Genomic DNA, 16,226 nt, shown 5'->3' with positions numbered 1-16,226 from the left:
TGAAAGCCTGAATACCCAACAACTTACTTCAATTATTCACATATACTTTTTTTCTTTTTGAATTGTCCCAACTAGTGGAGAGAGTGATGTTAATCGGTGTACCAAAAGAAATTAAAAATCATGAATATAGAGTAGGACTGACGCCTGCCGCAGTTAAAGAGTTTGTGCACCATTCACATCAAGTCTGGGTTGAAACTCAGGCTGGTCATTCGATTGGATTTACCGACGAACAGTATATTGCCGCTGGTGCAGAAATCATTTCTAGCCCAGAAGAAATCTTCGCTAAGGCAGAAATGATAGTAAAAGTAAAAGAGCCACAACCACAAGAATGTAGAATGTTGCGCCCAGGGCAAACGCTTTATACTTACCTTCACCTTGCTCCTGATCCAGTGCAAACCCAATTATTAGTAGAATCTGGCGCAACTTGTATTGCCTACGAAACTGTCACTGACAACCGTAACACCCTACCTTTATTGGCACCAATGAGTGAAGTTGCTGGAAGAATGGCGGTGCAAGCAGGTGCTCATTATTTGGAAAAAGCCCATGGCGGCAGTGGTACCTTATTAGGTGGTGTACCAGGTGTAGCGCCGGGTAAAGTGTTAGTTATTGGTGGTGGCGTTGTGGGTTTAAACGCAGCAAAAATGGCGATGGGTTTAGGTGCAGATGTCACTATTCTTGACCGTTCATTGAATCGTTTACGTGAATTGGATGATATTTTTGAAGGACGTTTAGCAACAGTATTCTCGACCGCCGAAGCCATAGAAGACTATTCTTCTAAAGCGGATTTAGTGGTCGGTGCGGTTTTAGTTCCAGGTGCAGCGGCGCCAAAACTTTTGAATAAACAACATATTAAAAATATGAAGCCAGGTTCAGTAATAGTCGATGTAGCCATTGACCAAGGTGGTTGTTTTGAAACATCTAAAGCTACCACCCACCAAGATCCTGTGTACATTATTGATGATGTGGTGCATTACTGTGTCGCTAACATGCCAGGTGGCGTAGCACGTACCTCAACGATGGCTTTGAACAATGCCACCCTACCCTTTGGTTTAGCATTGGCAAATAAAGGTCCTAAACAAGCAATGTTAGATGACGCTCACCTATTAAATGGTTTGAATGTGCATCAAGGTAAAGTGACCTATAAAGCAGTAGTTGATGCGTTAACCGACCTCGACCTCGAATATATGGATGCAGCGACTGCCCTTAAAACCTTATAAAAGCGAGCTGTTGATTTCAACAAGCGTTTGTAGAGGGTCGGCCGATTGTGTAATTGGTCGGCCAATTACTAAGTAATCTGAGCCCGCTTGTATTGCTTGTTTTGGCGTCATCACGCGCATTTGGTCACCTAATGCCGCACCTTGTGGACGTATACCAGGTGTCACTAGGGTAAAGTCTTTGGCAATATTTGATTTTAACATTGCCGCTTCTTGCGCCGAGCATACTACCCCATCTAATCCACATTCATGGGTTAATTTTGCTAGTTTTAATACATGCTCTTGAGGCGTTGAATTGATGCCTATTGCACTAAGTTGGGCTTGATCCATACTGGTCAGCACTGTTACTGCAATTAATAGAGGTTGTTTCTCGCCAAACCTTTGCAATCCTTCTTTAGCTAACGCCATCATTTTAGGGCCGCCTGAAGCATGTACGTTTACCATCCACACACCCAGATCAGCCGCTGCTTGGCAAGCCTTTGAAACAGTATTCGGAATATCATGAAATTTAAGGTCGAGGAAAACGTCAAAGTCTTTAGCAGTTAAATATTCTACAAAGCTTGGGCCGAAATGGGTAAACATCTCTTTGCCAACTTTTAAACGGCACTGCTGGGGCTCAATTTTATCAATAAAATTTTTGGCTTTTTTTAATTCATCAAAATCTAGCGCCACTACAATTTTTGGATCTGTTTTAATACCGGTCACACTACTCCCCATCTAAGCCTTTTATTGGTTTAACCACACCCCATTTTTTACAGGAAGGACATAACCAATGGATTTTGCTACCAGCAAAACCACAGCTATGACATTTATACTTAGGGCGCTGTTTTATTTGTTCTTCTACTAGCTCTTTGAGTAAAACTAAACTATTGGTCGATTGCTCGTGATCTTGTAAGTCATGCTCTTGCAGATCAATATATAAGCCCATCAACGTCTTAAAACCTTTCATGGTAGGGTGTTTTTTAAGTTGCTCTAGCAATACCTGGGCAGCGTTGGCCGTTTCACCGTCTTTCGCCATGAGTTTAACTTTGGCCAAGTATGCGGTTGCACATTGCTGCCAATATTCATCTAGCACTTTATTCAGCTTCACATGGTTATTTAAATGTTCAGCGCACTCTTCTATTAGTGGTACAGCCTCACTTAACCAACTCACGTCACGACTAGGAATTTCACTCAAATAATCAATAGCGTCATCATATTGCTGCTGCTCCATGGCAATCTCACCTAACATTAGCCATGGGCGAACCGACTTTTCATCAGCAAGGGCCGCTTTTTTAAGATTTTCTTGAGCTTCGTTTAAGTGGTTGTCTTTTATCTCAATACTGGCCTGTTCACAGTAAAAATGTGCGATACGGGTACACAATTCATCGCTGTCCCCACCCGCGCCCATCATTTGTTCAGCTAACTCAATCGCCCTTTTCCATTCCTTAGTGGTTTGATAGATATTGAATAATTGTTTTTGTGCGTTCAAAAAATGCTTTTGACTATTTAATAGTTGCAAAAAGGCGTTTTCAGCACGTTCTAAAAATCCGGCCAAAATATAGTCTCGGCCCAATTCATATAAAGCTGACTCTCGTTGTAGTGCAGAGATTTGTTCTTTGCTGACCAAGTTTTGATGGACTCTAATCGCGCGATCAAGCTCGCCCCGATGCCTGAAAAACTTACCCATAGCAATATGAGTTTCAACTGTATCACTGTCTAAATCAATCATTTTGATTAGCGTATCCACGGCCTTATCGGGTTCGTCAGACAGCAAAAAGTTTAGGCCTCTGTAATAATGTTTGGCCAGAATACTAGAATGTCGTTGTTGTGCTTGACGGGCACTATTACGCCCCATCACCCAGCCATAACCGGCGGCAACGGGTAATAATAAGAAGAGAAGCTCTAACATTATGTAACGTTAGCAGGCATTGAGAGTTTTTTATTTTTGCGTTCTAAACTGCCGATACGCCATTTTAGTCGCAAGATATAGCCCAAAATCAATAAAACGGTGAAAATAACACCTAACAAAAACGTCACGGCTAATAGCAAAGACATACGCATTTCAGTCTCGGCTAATATGTAGTTAATCGATACTAAGTGACTATTCTGAGAACCTATAAATCCAGCAACTACAAGCGTTAACAAAATAAAAAGTAATAACAATAAACCTTTAATTTTCATTTAAGCCCCTTGGGTTTGACTAATCTAAGATAACTATGATTGCTCGCTTGGTTTCTATTACTGCTTTGATTGCTCAATGTGGTCTACAAAATGAAGTGAAATAACCTTAAGTTAACTCTAACAAAAACGGCACCCTAATTGGAGTGCCGTTTTTAAAAATATTTCTAAAAGATCAACTAACTAGCGTTTCATTGACTCTTTCTCGTAATTCCTTACCAGGTTTAAAATGTGGAACGTACTTGCCATCAAGTTTCACAGTTTCACCGGTTTTAGGGTTACGACCGACACGTGGTGCGCGATAATGTAAAGAAAAACTACCAAAACCTCGAATCTCGATACGCTCACCTTTCTGTAAGGTTTGCGCCATCTGTTCTAGCATTTCTTTTATCGAAGACTCCACATCCTTTGAGGGAACCTGACGCATTTTATCGGCCAGTCTTTCTATAAGTTCTGACTTGGTCATTGGGTAAACTCTCCGTCAATCAAAAAAGCTGTTAATACCGATAATAAGCGCGATAAATAATTTGTCAAAACTATTCATGTTTCAATAATTAAATAGCGCGCTAATGTGAGGCGTCAATTAGTCGTTTTTAGCTGCTTTAAATGCGTCAGCAAAAGCGTTAGTGAAACCAACTTCTTCCTGCTGATTCACTTTATCAAGTGCGTCTTTCTCATCTGCGTGATCTTTTGCTTTTACAGACAAGTTAACGATACGATTCTTACGATCAACACCCATAAACTTAGCTTCAATCTCAGAATCAACACTGACTACTTCAGATGCGTCTTCAACACGGTCACGAGACAAATCGCCAACACGTACATATCCTTCAACTTCTTCAGCTAGCTTAACCGTCACACCTTTAGCATCAACAGCAGTAACAGTACCAGTTACGATAGTGCCTTTCTTAGTATCAGCGATGTATTGGTTGAATGGGTCTTCTTCAATTTGTTTAACGCCAAGAGAGATACGCTCACGCTCAGGGTCAACTTGAAGAACAACAGCAGAGATTTCGTCACCTTTCTTATAGTCACGAACCGCTTCTTCACCTGTTTTATTCCAAGAAATATCAGATAAGTGAACAAGACCATCTATGCCGCCATCAAGACCGATGAAGATACCGAAGTCTGTGATAGATTTAATCTTACCAGAAACTTTGTCACCTTTACTTTGTGCTTTAGCGAATTCTTCCCAAGGGTTAGGGATACATTGCTTAAGACCAAGAGAAATACGACGACGTTCTTCGTCAATTTCAAGCACCATCACTTCACAAACGTCACCTAAGTTAACAACTTTAGATGGGTGGATGTTTTTGTTAGTCCAATCCATTTCTGAAACGTGAACTAGACCTTCAACACCGTCTTCGATTTCAACGAAACAACCGTAGTCAGTTAGGTTAGTTACCGCACCGCTTAATTTAGCGCCTTCTGGGTAACGGTTTGCAATTTCTTGCCAAGGATCGTTGCCCATTTGCTTCATACCTAAAGAAACTCGAGATTTTTCTTTGTCGAATTTCAATACTTTAACGTTGATTTCGTCACCAACATTTACGATTTCACTTGGGTGCTTAACACGTTTCCAAGCCATATCTGTGATGTGTAGAAGACCATCTACGCCACCTAAGTCAACAAATGCACCGTAATCCGTAAGGTTCTTAACGATACCTTTAACTTCATGACCTTCTTCAAGGTTAGCAAGAAGTGTATCGCGCTCTGCACTGCTTTCTGCTTCGATAACAGCACGACGTGAAACAACAACGTTATTACGCTTAGCATCAAGTTTGATAACTTTAAATTCTAATTCTTTACCTTCAAGATGAGTTGTATCGCGAACAGGGCGTACATCTACTAATGAACCAGGTAAGAATGCGCGAACTGTGTTCACTTCAACCGTAAAGCCACCTTTGACCTTACCGTTAATCACACCAATGATCGTTTCTTTTTCAGTATAAGCTTTTTCTAATTCGACCCAAGCTTCATGACGTTTCGCTTTTTCGCGAGATAAGATGGTTTCACCGAACCCATCTTCAATGGCATCCAAAGCAACATCAATTACATCACCAACAGCAACATCTAGACCGCCTTCGGCGTTTCTAAATTGTTCTACTGGGATGGCGCTTTCAGACTTAAGGCCAGCATCTACAAGTACGATATCTTTATCAATTGATACGATAGTACCTTTAACGATAGAGCCAGGACGGGTTTCAATTACTTTTAAACTTTCTTCGAATAGATCAGCAAAATTTTCAATCATAGTATTTTAATAAGTTTCTTTTTTGACATCCACGTTACAATCCAGTGAGCGCGGGGTTGTTATTCATGACTAAATCATCCGTAATTTAGTAGGTTTTTACTCGTTAACTATTTACCGAAGCTTTTACTTCTGTTAGTTTCTCTTCAATAAATAATTCAATTTTTTCAATCACTTGGTCTACATTCAACTTAGTTGAATCTAGAACTAAAGCATCTTTTGCGGGCACTAAAGGGGCAACGGTTCGATTTGCATCTCGCTCATCACGGGCTTTTATGTCATCCAAAAGGCGCAGTATGCTAACATCATGACCGCTCTCTTTCAACTGCTTAAAACGTCTATCGGCGCGTTCTTCAGCACTCGCAGTTAAAAATATTTTAACTTGGGCTTCAGGAAATACCACAGTGCCCATATCTCGACCATCGGCTACCAATCCTGGAGCTTGTTTAAAGCCTCGTTGACGTCTCAGTAGGGCTTCTCGGATTGACGGCAGTGACGCAATTTTTGACGCAGTAGCGCCTACTTCTTCTGTGCGAATAGTGTCACTCACATCTTCGCCTTCTAAAATAACTCTTACACCATTGTCAGTCGTTTCAAAGTTTACATCGAGTCCTGACGCTAAAGGTAACAAACCTATCTCGTCATCTGCTGGAATTTGATGATGCAGTGAGGCAACAGCCAACACTCGGTAAATAGCTCCACTGTCTAAGAAGTGCCAACCAAGTTTTTTCGCCAGCAAAGTACTAGTCGTTCCTTTACCTGCTCCGCTTGGCCCATCTATAGTGATGACAGGTTCTGTGTACATGCGCTCTCCTGAGCTGAATAAAATCGGGCGCAATTATACGGATAGATGTTAGATAAGCAATGACACTATGGTTACAATTTTTTAAGCTGAAATGTGTGGGGATCAAAATCGATAAACAAAGAGGGGCATTTTCCCCTCTATAGAGACTCTACTGACAAATAGTTGCAAATCGCTCAAAATAGTCAGGGAAGGTTTTGGCTGTACAACCAGGATCATTAATAGTAATGGCCGTATCACTTAACGCCACCAATGAGAAACACATAGCGACACGATGATCATTATAAGTATCAATCTGTGCATGTACTAACTGCTTTGGAGGTGTAATTGTGATGTAGTCCTCACCTTCCTCCACAATTGCGCCTACCTTGCGAAGTTCACAGCTCATAGCAGCCAAGCGGTCGGTTTCTTTTACACGCCAGTTGTATATATTTCTAATTGCTGTAGTTCCTGATGCAAACAATGCGGTGGTTGCGATAGTCATAGCGGCATCTGGAATATGATTCATATCCATGTCTACGGCAGATAAAGGCGCACCAGTAACTTCGATATACTCGTCGTGCCAATCGATTTTCGCCCCCATTTTTTCCAAGACTTCGGCGAAACGAATGTCACCTTGAATGCTGCTTTTACCAATTCCAGTCACTTTGACTGTACCGCCTTTAATTGCCCCTGCAGCAAGAAAATATGAAGCCGAAGACGCATCCCCCTCCACCATAAAATGTCCAGGTGATTGATATTGTTGCTGACCTTGGATCACAAAACGTTGATAATTTTGATTATCCACCGCAATTCCAAACTGCGCCATAGTGTGTAAGGTAATGTCAATATACGGTGTCGACACTAACTCACCACTAATTTCAATAGTAGTATCTTGTTCGAATAAAGGAGCGCTCATCAACAAAGCGGTAAGGAATTGACTGGATACACTGCCGTCTACTGTGATATTACCTCCATACAGCGAATGACCTTTGATTAACAAAGGTGGAAACGCGTCATTCTTTAAATATTCGATGTCTGCCCCTGCTTGACGCAAAGAGTCAACTAGGGCACCGATTGGTCGCTCTTCCATGCGAGGTTCACCTGTGAGTTCGAACTCACCATTACTACAAGCTAGTGCGGCACATAGCGGACGCATTGCGGTGCCTGCATTACCTAAAAATAAAGTAACCGGCTCTGAGACATTAAACACTCCCCCGTTACCAGTTACCCAGCACTGTGTTTTACAATCAGATAAACGGTAACTTACCTTTAACTGAGTTAATGCGTTTAACATATGGTGAATATCTTCACTGTCTAACAAATTCGTTAAATGGGTTTCACCATTTGCTAGAGCCGCTAACAAAAGCGCTCGATTCGATAAGCTCTTCGACCCAGGTACATTCACTGTTCCAGATACTTCAGAAATGGGTGAAAGGTGTAACTGCTCCATTATTTGTTTCTCCTAGTAAATTCTTGCATATATTCAACCAACGTTTTTACTCCAGCAATAGGCATAGCGTTATAAATACTGGCTCGCATACCACCCACACTTCTATGACCTCTTAATGCAGTTAAACCTGCTTGCTCCGCTCCTTGCAAAAAGACAGCATCTAAATCTGGCGATGGTAAGTGAAAAGTAACATTCATTTTCGAACGAAAGTTTGGATGAACTTTATTAATATAAAAATCACTGTTATCGATACAACGATACAATAGTTCGGCTTTTTTAGCGTTTTCTAGCGCGATCGCAGATACCCCGCCTTGCTCCTTCAGCCACTTAAAAACTAATCCCGCCAAATACCAAGAGTAGGTAGGAGGCGTGTTGTACATAGAGTCATACTCAGCCATGGTTTTGTAGTGCATAAAGCTCGGCGTATGTGGCATAGCGAAGTCTAATAAGTCTTCCCTTACAATCACCACAGCTAAGCCAGAAGGACCTATATTTTTTTGCGCGCCCGCATAAATTATCCCAAATTTAGAGACGTCTATTGGTTGCGACAAAATATTCGATGACATATCCGCGACTAAGGGCACATCGCCGCTATCAGGGATGGTATTAATCTCAATACCATCGACTGTCTCATTCGAGCAATAGTGAAAATAAGCACTATTTGCGCTCATCATATTGGGAGAAATATTAGGAACTACGTGCAAACCATCACGGATTTCAAGATCCGCAACCACTTTAGTAGGCAAAAACTTTTCAGCTTCTTGAATGGCGCCTTTAGACCAAGATCCAGATAATAAAAAGTCTGCTCTCTGGCCCTTTTGTCGCAAATTCATGGGTACAGCAGCAAACTGACCGCGGCCACCGCCTTGGGAAAAAATGACTTTGTAATTGTCAGGTATGGCCATTAAGTCCCGCAAATCTTGTTCCGCGGTTTTAGCAAGGGCAATATATTCCTTGCTTCTGTGACTTATTTCCATAACCGAACGGCCCATCCCCTGCCAGTCAATAAGTTCAGCTTGGGCTTGACGCATTACAGGTTCTGGCAACATGGCCGGCCCTGCACAAAAGTTGTACGTTTTTGTCATTATTTTTACCAAAAAAAACGAGTGGCATCAGCCACTCGTTTATCGTTTCTAATTAAAGAGTATTAACACCTAAAACTTAGATATTTTCCATATTTTTCAATATAAAAAATAGCACTCTCTTATTCGTCTTCGTTTGATTCAGTGTCAGTATCTACAACTTCTGTCGGAGCAGCGTCGTTACTAGTGGCTTCTTCACCTTCTAACAATTCAGCTTCTAGCTCTTCAATTTCATCAATACGTTGTAGTCCAACAACATGCTCGCCTGTGATGGTGCGAATTAAACGCACACCTTGGGTATTACGACCCACGGTAGAGACTTCCTCAACACGGGTTCTTACTAAGGTGCCTTGGTCACTGATAAGCATAATTTCATCGCTTTCATTAACCTGAACCGCGCCTACTACTTTGCCGTTTCGCTCAGAGACTTTGATAGAAACCACACCCTGAGTAGCACGACTCTTTGCAGGATAATCCGCAACAGGGGTACGCTTGCCAAAGCCATTTTCGGTCGCAGTTAAGATGGCTCCATCACCTTTAGGTACAATCAGTGAAATCACTTTTTGCCCTTCTTGCATACGAATACCACGAACACCGGTTGCGGTGCGGCCCATAGGACGTAATGCTAATAACTCTTCACCCGTTTCTGGATCAAGTTTCACATTGCCGGTTTCTGAATCTCGTTGTTTTTCGTTAAACCGCACGACTTTACCAGCGTCAGAGAACAACATAATGTCATCATCACCATGGGTAATGTCGACACCAATTAATTCATCACCTTCATTTAGGTTTACAGCAATAATACCGTTGGCTCTTGGACGAGAATACGAAGTTAGTGCTGTTTTCTTAACCGTACCGTTAGCCGTAGCCATCAACACAAACTTACCTTCTTCAAACTCTTGTATAGGTAATATAGCGGTTATACGCTCACCTTCTTCAAGAGGTAAAATATTCACAATAGGTCGACCACGAGCATTTCTGCTGGCGAGTGGTAATTGATACACTTTTAACCAATATAAACGTCCTCGTGTTGAGAAGCACAATATATGGTCATGGGTATTAGCCACGAGTAATTTCTCAATGAAATCTTCATCTTTCATTTTAGTGGCTGATTTACCACGGCCACCACGACGCTGCGATTCATAATCATTGAGTTTCTGGTACTTCACATAACCTTCGCGAGATAAGGTCACTACCACCTCTTCTCGCTCAATCAGGTCTTCAATATCAATATCATGGGAAGCAGCTGTAATTTCGGTACGTCTTTCATCACCAAATTCATCTCGCACTTTTTCAAGCTCTTCACGAATCACTTCCATTAAGCGCTCTGGGCTGCCTAATATGTGCAACAATTCAGCAATAATGTCTAGCAGCTCACGATACTCAGCTAATATCTTTTCGTGTTCAAGACCGGTTAACTTGTTCAAGCGCAAATCTAGAATCGCCTGCGCTTGTTGTTCGGTTAAATAATACAAGCCATCACGAATACCATACTGCGGCTCTAACCAATCCGGTCTTGCGGCATCATCACCAGCGCGTTCTAGCATTTCGGCTACGTCACCTAAAGACCAACCTTGAGCCGTCAACGATACTTTTGCATCAGCTGGGCTTTTTGAAGCTTTAATTAGGGCAATGATAGGATCGATATTAACCAATGCTATCGCTAAACCTTCTAATATATGCGCGCGTTCCCGTGCCTTTTTCAGCTCAAACACTGTGCGTCGGGTTACTACCTCTCTACGGTGTAAAACGAAGGCCTTTAAGATATCCATCAAATTAAATATCTTCGGCTGAGTTTTATCCAAGGCCACCATATTGATACCAAATACAGTTTGCATTTGGGTCTGAGAATATAATTGGTTTAACAGTACTTCGGCCGATTCGTTACGTTTAACTTCTACGACTATACGCATTCCGTCTTTATCAGATTCATCACGTAAAGCTGAAATACCTTCAATTTTCTTCTCTTTTACCAACTCAGCAATTTTTTCAATCAGACGCGCTTTGTTGACTTGGTAAGGAATTTCGTTAACCACAATGGTTTCTTTGCCGCTGTCTTCAGTTTCGATTTCAGCGCGAGCACGCATGTATATTTTTCCGCGGCCAGTGCGATAGGCTTCTTCGATTCCTTTTCTACCACTTATAAATGCAGCAGTAGGAAAATCAGGTCCTGGAATGTATTCAATTAATTCTTCAATTGTTAATTCAGGATTGTCTATAAGGGCAATACATCCATTCACCACTTCCGTTAAGTTATGTGGCGGGATATTGGTTGCCATACCTACGGCTATGCCTGATGAGCCATTTACCAGTAAATTAGGAACTCTAGTAGGCAAAACGCTAGGGATAAATTCCGATTCATCGTAATTAGGTACAAAATCAACCGTTTCTTTTTCTAAATCTGCCAATAGTTCATGAGCAATTTTTGCCATACGAATTTCCGTATAACGCATTGCAGCGGCGGAGTCACCGTCTACTGAACCAAAGTTCCCTTGACCATCAACTAACATATACCTTAAAGAGAAAGGCTGAGCCATACGTACAATGGTATCGTAAACAGCGGAATCACCATGGGGGTGATATTTACCAATCACGTCACCCACTACACGGGCTGATTTTTTATAAGGTTTATTAAAATCGTTCTTTAATTCGTTCATGGCAAATAAAACGCGGCGATGAACCGGCTTTAAGCCATCTCGTACATCAGGCAGCGCCCTGCCAACAATTACACTCATCGCATAGTCGAGATAAGAGTTTTTAAGTTCTTCTTCTATATTAATTGGAAGAATTTCATGGGCGTGATCAGTCATATACAGCCTTAGTCCCTAGTCGTTATTATTAGAATGTTAATTAAGCAAAATTCGTTTGTGCAATTTTAAGCTAGGACTTAAAATTAGGTTTACGTTTTCACCCGAATTTATCTTTCTTTTGAACCGCTCGATTCTACCACCTACAAATTAAAATGAATAGCCGCAAGTCGCTCATAATAGTGCGCAATCAGTTAGGATATACCCATATCTGCGATTTAATTTGATCAGATAGTAGATTAAGATAGCCTTGATATAGGTAAGAACGTTAATCGGACTCAATAATAAATATGCAAAACGCCCAAAATGTCGACCATAACGAAATCCAAAAGTTTTCAGAATTAGCTTCTAGGTGGTGGGATCTAGCAGGTGAATTCAAACCTTTACATCAGATCAATCCGCTAAGAACCGATTACATTCAGCAGCACTGTGGTGGCTTAAAAGATAAACAAGTTTTAGATGTGGGTTGTGGTGGAGGCATTTTAGCTGAAAGCATGGCTCGTCATGGGGCAAACGTAACGGGTATTGATATGGGAGAAGCCCCTCTCGAAATAGCGCGACTTCACGGATTAGAGTCGGGTTTGAGTGTTGACTACCAACAGACAACCGCCGAAGAGTTTTCGAGTAAACATCCCGCTCAATATGATGTAGTAACTTGTATGGAAATGCTGGAACACGTGCCTGACCCTAGCTCGGTAGTTAACGCTTGCTGCCGGTTAGTTAAGCCTGGTGGCCATGTGTTTTTTTCTACCTTAAATAGAAATATCAAATCTTACCTGATGGCCATAGTTGGAGCTGAGTACATGTTGGGATTGGTTCCCAAAGGCACCCACCAACATGATAAATTTATTAAACCCTCTGAGTTAATTTCTTGGATAGATGATACGCCATTATTAGTGAAAAGAATGACAGGGCTACATATGAATCCCATAAGCCAAGAATATTATCTTTCAAATAAGAATGTTGACGTTAACTACATTATCCATTGTCGAAATAGTGACTCTTAGATGTTAAAAAAGCCAAATGCCATGCTGTTTGACCTAGACGGCACGTTGCTCGATACAGCCAAAGACTTAGGAAACGCACTTAACCAAATCCTAACCTCATTGGGGCGTGCAACAGTGGACCATCAAACCTATCGAAACATTGCCTCCGATGGTGCCAAAGGAATGCTTGAATTGGGTTTTGGGGATGATTTAAAACACTTTGAATTTGATATATTACGACAGCAATTTTTAGATTATTACGAAAATAACATCTGTATCGATACCGATTATTTTGAAGGCGTTGAACAGCTACTATTAGCCCTCAATAAAAAACACATTCCCTGGGGAATAGTCACAAATAAACCCGCATTTTTAACCACGCAACTAATTACCTCATTTCCATTATTGCAGAACTGTGCTGTGGTTATTAGTGGCGATACGCTAAGCGAAAGAAAGCCCCATCCTTTACCTTTACTCTATGCTGAACAAAAACTTGCCCTCGACTCTCCCAACACTTGGTATATCGGTGATGCGCAACGAGACATTCAATCAGCCAATGCAGCGAATATGATCAGTGTCATTGCCGAGTATGGATACATCTCTGATTTAAACGTTACTGACGAATGGGATGCAGACCTTAGTATTCATACTGCAACAGATTTGTTGACTTATTTTTAAACAGGCACATAAAAACGAATTTAACATAAAACACGACATCTAGTGCTTATTGTTCACTTTCACCCCTATATATCGATAAATAATAAGCATCAGTTTTTTACATTAAAAAAATTTATAAAAAAAAATATCCCAAATATTGTCTTGCAATTCCAATAAACGAAACTCAAAAGGCGCTTTTAGGTGAGTCACTACTAACCTTTTTTTTACTGCACCAAAATCGAACATAAAACCACCATATGTTGGGTTGCATTGAATTAAAAACCTCATTATCTTGTGTTCTGTTGAATACGAAAACACTACTATAACAACCACTTTAAAAAAGCAAACAAGGTGTTCGTATTTGCAAATAAAACCAAAGGGCTTAGGGGTAAGCAACTCCACGTATTTTCACGCTAAATACAAGTCATCTATACGACTCGATATAATAAATAACGGCTAAAACATGAATAACAATTTATACGTCACCAAACGCACCGGCGAACGTGAGATTATTGATCTGGACAAAATCCACAAAGTAATTGAATGGGCAGCTAAAGGATTAGACAACGTTTCTGTTTCACAGGTAGAAATAAAAGCTCACATACAATTTTACGATGGTATTAAAACTGCGGATATTCACGAAACGTTAATTCGCTCGGCAGCGGATCTTATTTCAACCGATTGTCCAGATTATCAATATTTAGCCGCGCGATTAGCCATATTCCACTTACGCAAAAAAGCCTATGGTCGATTCGAACCGCCAGCCCTGAAGGACCATGTTAAAAACATGGTCGACAAAGGCAAATACGACCAACATTTATTACAAGATTATAGTGCTGCCGAGTTTGATGAAATGAACGAATACCTCGATCATTGGCGCGATATGAATTTCAGTTATGCGGCAGTTAAACAGCTCGAAGGTAAATACCTTGTTCAAAACCGCGTATCTGGAGAAATTTACGAAAGTGCACAGTTTTTATACATATTAGTCGCCGCATGTTTGTTTGCTAATTATGAAAAAGACATCCGCATGGATTACATCAAACGTTTTTACGATGCGACCTCAAAATTCAAAATTTCATTGCCTACACCTATTATGGCGGGCGTTAGAACCCCTACCCGTCAATTTAGCTCGTGTGTTTTAATTGAAGCCGGTGATAGCTTAGATTCAATCAATGCCACATCCAGTGCGATTGTTAAATATGTTAGCCAACGTGCCGGAATTGGTGTCAATGCAGGGCGCATCCGAGCAGTAGGTAGCCCTATTCGTGGTGGTGAAGCCTTCCATACAGGTTGTATCCCCTTTTATAAACACTTCCAAACAGCCGTTAAAAGCTGTTCACAAGGTGGTGTGCGAGGTGGAGCGGCAACATTATTTTATCCGCTATGGCACTTAGAGGTTGAATCATTATTGGTATTGAAAAATAACCGTGGTGTTGAGGAAAACCGAGTTCGCCATTTAGATTACGGTGTGCAGTTTAATAAATTGATGTATACCCGATTAATTAAAGACCAGCACATTACTTTATTCAGTCCTTCAGACACGCCAGGTCTCTACGATGCCTTTTTTGCCGACCAAGATGAATTTGAACGATTGTATGTACAGTACGAACAAGACGAAAGTATTCGTAAAAAACAAATCAAAGCCATTGAACTATTTAGTTTGTTTATGCAAGAGCGCGCCAGCACTGGACGTATCTACTTGCAAAATGTCGATCATTGCAACACTCACAGCCCATTTAATCCTAAATTGGCACCGGTTCGCCAAAGTAACTTATGCTTAGAAATTGCCTTGCCGACTAAACCTTTGGAGCATGTAAATGACGAGAATGGTGAGATAGCCTTATGTACGTTATCTGCATTTAACTTAGGGGCGATTGAAAGTGTTGACGAATTTGCTGAACTATCTGATTTAGCAGTACGGGCACTAGATAACTTATTAGACTACCAAGATTACCCAGTACCAGCAGCGTTAAATGCCACTATGGGCCGTCGTACATTAGGGATAGGCGTCATTAATTTCGCTTATTACTTAGCCAAAAATGGTGTGAAATATTCTGATGGAAGTGCCAACGGTTTAGTACATAAAACCTTTGAAGCTATGCAATACCATTTAATGAAGGCTTCTTGTAACTTAGCCAAAGAAAAAGGCGCTTGCCCCAAGTTCGACGAAACTACCTATTTCCAAGGTTTAATGCCTACTGATACCTATAAAAAGGATCTTGACAAAATTTGTGATGAGCCATTGCACTGTGATTGGGATTCACTTAGAGCTGATATCAAGCAGTATGGATTACGAAACAGCACATTGTCGGCCTTAATGCCCTCAGAGACTTCTTCACAAATATCCAATGCCACTAATGGAATTGAACCTCCACGTGGACACATTAGTGTTAAGTCCAGTAAAGATGGGGTGTTAAAACAAGTAGTACCTGAATACGAGCGACTAAAAGATAAATATGAGTTGTTATGGGACTTACCTTCGAACGATGGTTATTTGCAGCTTACAGGTATCATGCAAAAGTTTGTTGACCAAACCATCTCTGCCAATACAAGTTACGACCCGAATAAATATGAAGGTGGCAAAGTGCCAATGAAGTTACTGCTTCAAGACTTGCTCACCAGTTACAAACTTGGGGTGAAAACCTTGTATTACCATAACACTCGTGACGGTGCCGATGATGCGACTCAACAAGAACTGACGAGCCAGAAGTTTGTGCCCAAGGAAGTGGTAATTGAAGAAGATGATGATTGCGCAGGCGGCGCATGTAAAATATAACGTTAGAAGGCTGCTAAGGCAGCTTTTTTAAAGCGGTTTGAACTTTTAATGGCAAC

General features: G+C 41.1%; 13 protein-coding genes. 4 read left to right on the top strand and 9 right to left on the bottom strand.

The features are described from left to right. The first annotated feature begins 86 nt into the window (after positions 1–86). Positions 87–1,217, top strand: a complete 1,131-nt coding sequence (ald, locus tag ABJK37_RS06865) for an alanine dehydrogenase (protein WP_348351439.1) — start codon at positions 87–89, stop codon at positions 1,215–1,217. Here the strand turns inward: ald and pyrF are convergent. From pyrF to gyrA, 9 genes are all read right to left on the bottom strand, one after another. Further along, positions 1,212–1,931, bottom strand: a complete 720-nt coding sequence (pyrF, locus tag ABJK37_RS06860; protein WP_348351437.1) for an orotidine-5'-phosphate decarboxylase — start codon at positions 1,929–1,931, stop codon at positions 1,212–1,214. The two genes, ald and pyrF, sit on opposite strands and share 6 nt — an antisense overlap. Then, entirely contained in the window at positions 1,921–3,105 is a 1,185-nt protein-coding gene (gene lapB / locus ABJK37_RS06855; RefSeq protein ID WP_348351435.1) for a lipopolysaccharide assembly protein LapB, read from the bottom strand. Before lapB ends, pyrF begins: the two co-directional genes overlap by 11 nt. After that, a complete protein-coding gene (locus tag ABJK37_RS06850) occupies positions 3,105–3,377 on the bottom strand; it encodes a LapA family protein (protein WP_348351433.1) in 273 nt (90 codons plus the stop codon). The genes lapB and ABJK37_RS06850 overlap by 1 nt, the downstream gene beginning before the upstream one ends. 172 nt (positions 3,378–3,549) lie before the next feature. Then, entirely contained in the window at positions 3,550–3,840 is a 291-nt protein-coding gene (ihfB, locus tag ABJK37_RS06845; protein WP_215931625.1) for an integration host factor subunit beta, read from the bottom strand. Positions 3,841–3,957: 117 nt separating this feature from the next. Beyond that, complete coding sequence (rpsA, locus tag ABJK37_RS06840) at positions 3,958–5,628, bottom strand: 30S ribosomal protein S1 (RefSeq protein WP_348351431.1); 1,671 nt, start codon at positions 5,626–5,628, stop codon at positions 3,958–3,960. A gap of 103 nt (positions 5,629–5,731) precedes the next feature. Next, the gene (gene cmk, locus ABJK37_RS06835; protein WP_348351429.1) at positions 5,732–6,430 is read right to left on the bottom strand and encodes a (d)CMP kinase; all 699 of its coding nucleotides are present in this window, start codon (positions 6,428–6,430) and stop codon (positions 5,732–5,734) included. A 148-nt stretch (positions 6,431–6,578) separates the two neighbouring features. Next, positions 6,579–7,859: a 3-phosphoshikimate 1-carboxyvinyltransferase gene (gene aroA, locus ABJK37_RS06830; protein ID WP_348351427.1), complete on the bottom strand. Its 1,281-nt coding sequence runs from the start codon at positions 7,857–7,859 to the stop codon at positions 6,579–6,581. Further along, positions 7,859–8,944, bottom strand: coding sequence for a 3-phosphoserine/phosphohydroxythreonine transaminase (serC, locus tag ABJK37_RS06825; protein ID WP_348351425.1), 1,086 nt, complete (start codon positions 8,942–8,944; stop codon positions 7,859–7,861). Before serC ends, aroA begins: the two co-directional genes overlap by 1 nt. A gap of 119 nt (positions 8,945–9,063) precedes the next feature. Further along, positions 9,064–11,751, bottom strand: coding sequence for a DNA topoisomerase (ATP-hydrolyzing) subunit A (gene gyrA / locus ABJK37_RS06820; protein WP_348351423.1), 2,688 nt, complete (start codon positions 11,749–11,751; stop codon positions 9,064–9,066). 287 nt (positions 11,752–12,038) lie between these two features. On the opposite strand from gyrA, the gene ubiG reads away from it, so the two are divergent. The 3 genes from ubiG to nrdA all read left to right on the top strand — a co-directional run bounded on the left by ubiG (position 12,039) and on the right by nrdA (position 16,170). Beyond that, positions 12,039–12,755: a bifunctional 2-polyprenyl-6-hydroxyphenol methylase/3-demethylubiquinol 3-O-methyltransferase UbiG gene (ubiG, locus tag ABJK37_RS06815; RefSeq protein ID WP_348351421.1), complete on the top strand. Its 717-nt coding sequence runs from the start codon at positions 12,039–12,041 to the stop codon at positions 12,753–12,755. Next, positions 12,756–13,412, top strand: a complete 657-nt coding sequence (locus ABJK37_RS06810; RefSeq protein ID WP_348351419.1) for an HAD-IA family hydrolase — start codon at positions 12,756–12,758, stop codon at positions 13,410–13,412. Between the two features lie 442 nt (positions 13,413–13,854). Next, entirely contained in the window at positions 13,855–16,170 is a 2,316-nt protein-coding gene (gene nrdA / locus ABJK37_RS06805; protein ID WP_348351416.1) for a class 1a ribonucleoside-diphosphate reductase subunit alpha, read from the top strand. The last annotated feature ends 56 nt before the right edge of the window (positions 16,171–16,226 follow it).

The sequence above is a fragment of the Paraglaciecola sp. genome (assembly GCF_039964565.1).
Taxonomy (GTDB): domain Bacteria; phylum Pseudomonadota; class Gammaproteobacteria; order Enterobacterales; family Alteromonadaceae; genus Paraglaciecola.
This window is presented reverse-complemented; position numbering and strand designations above follow the sequence as displayed.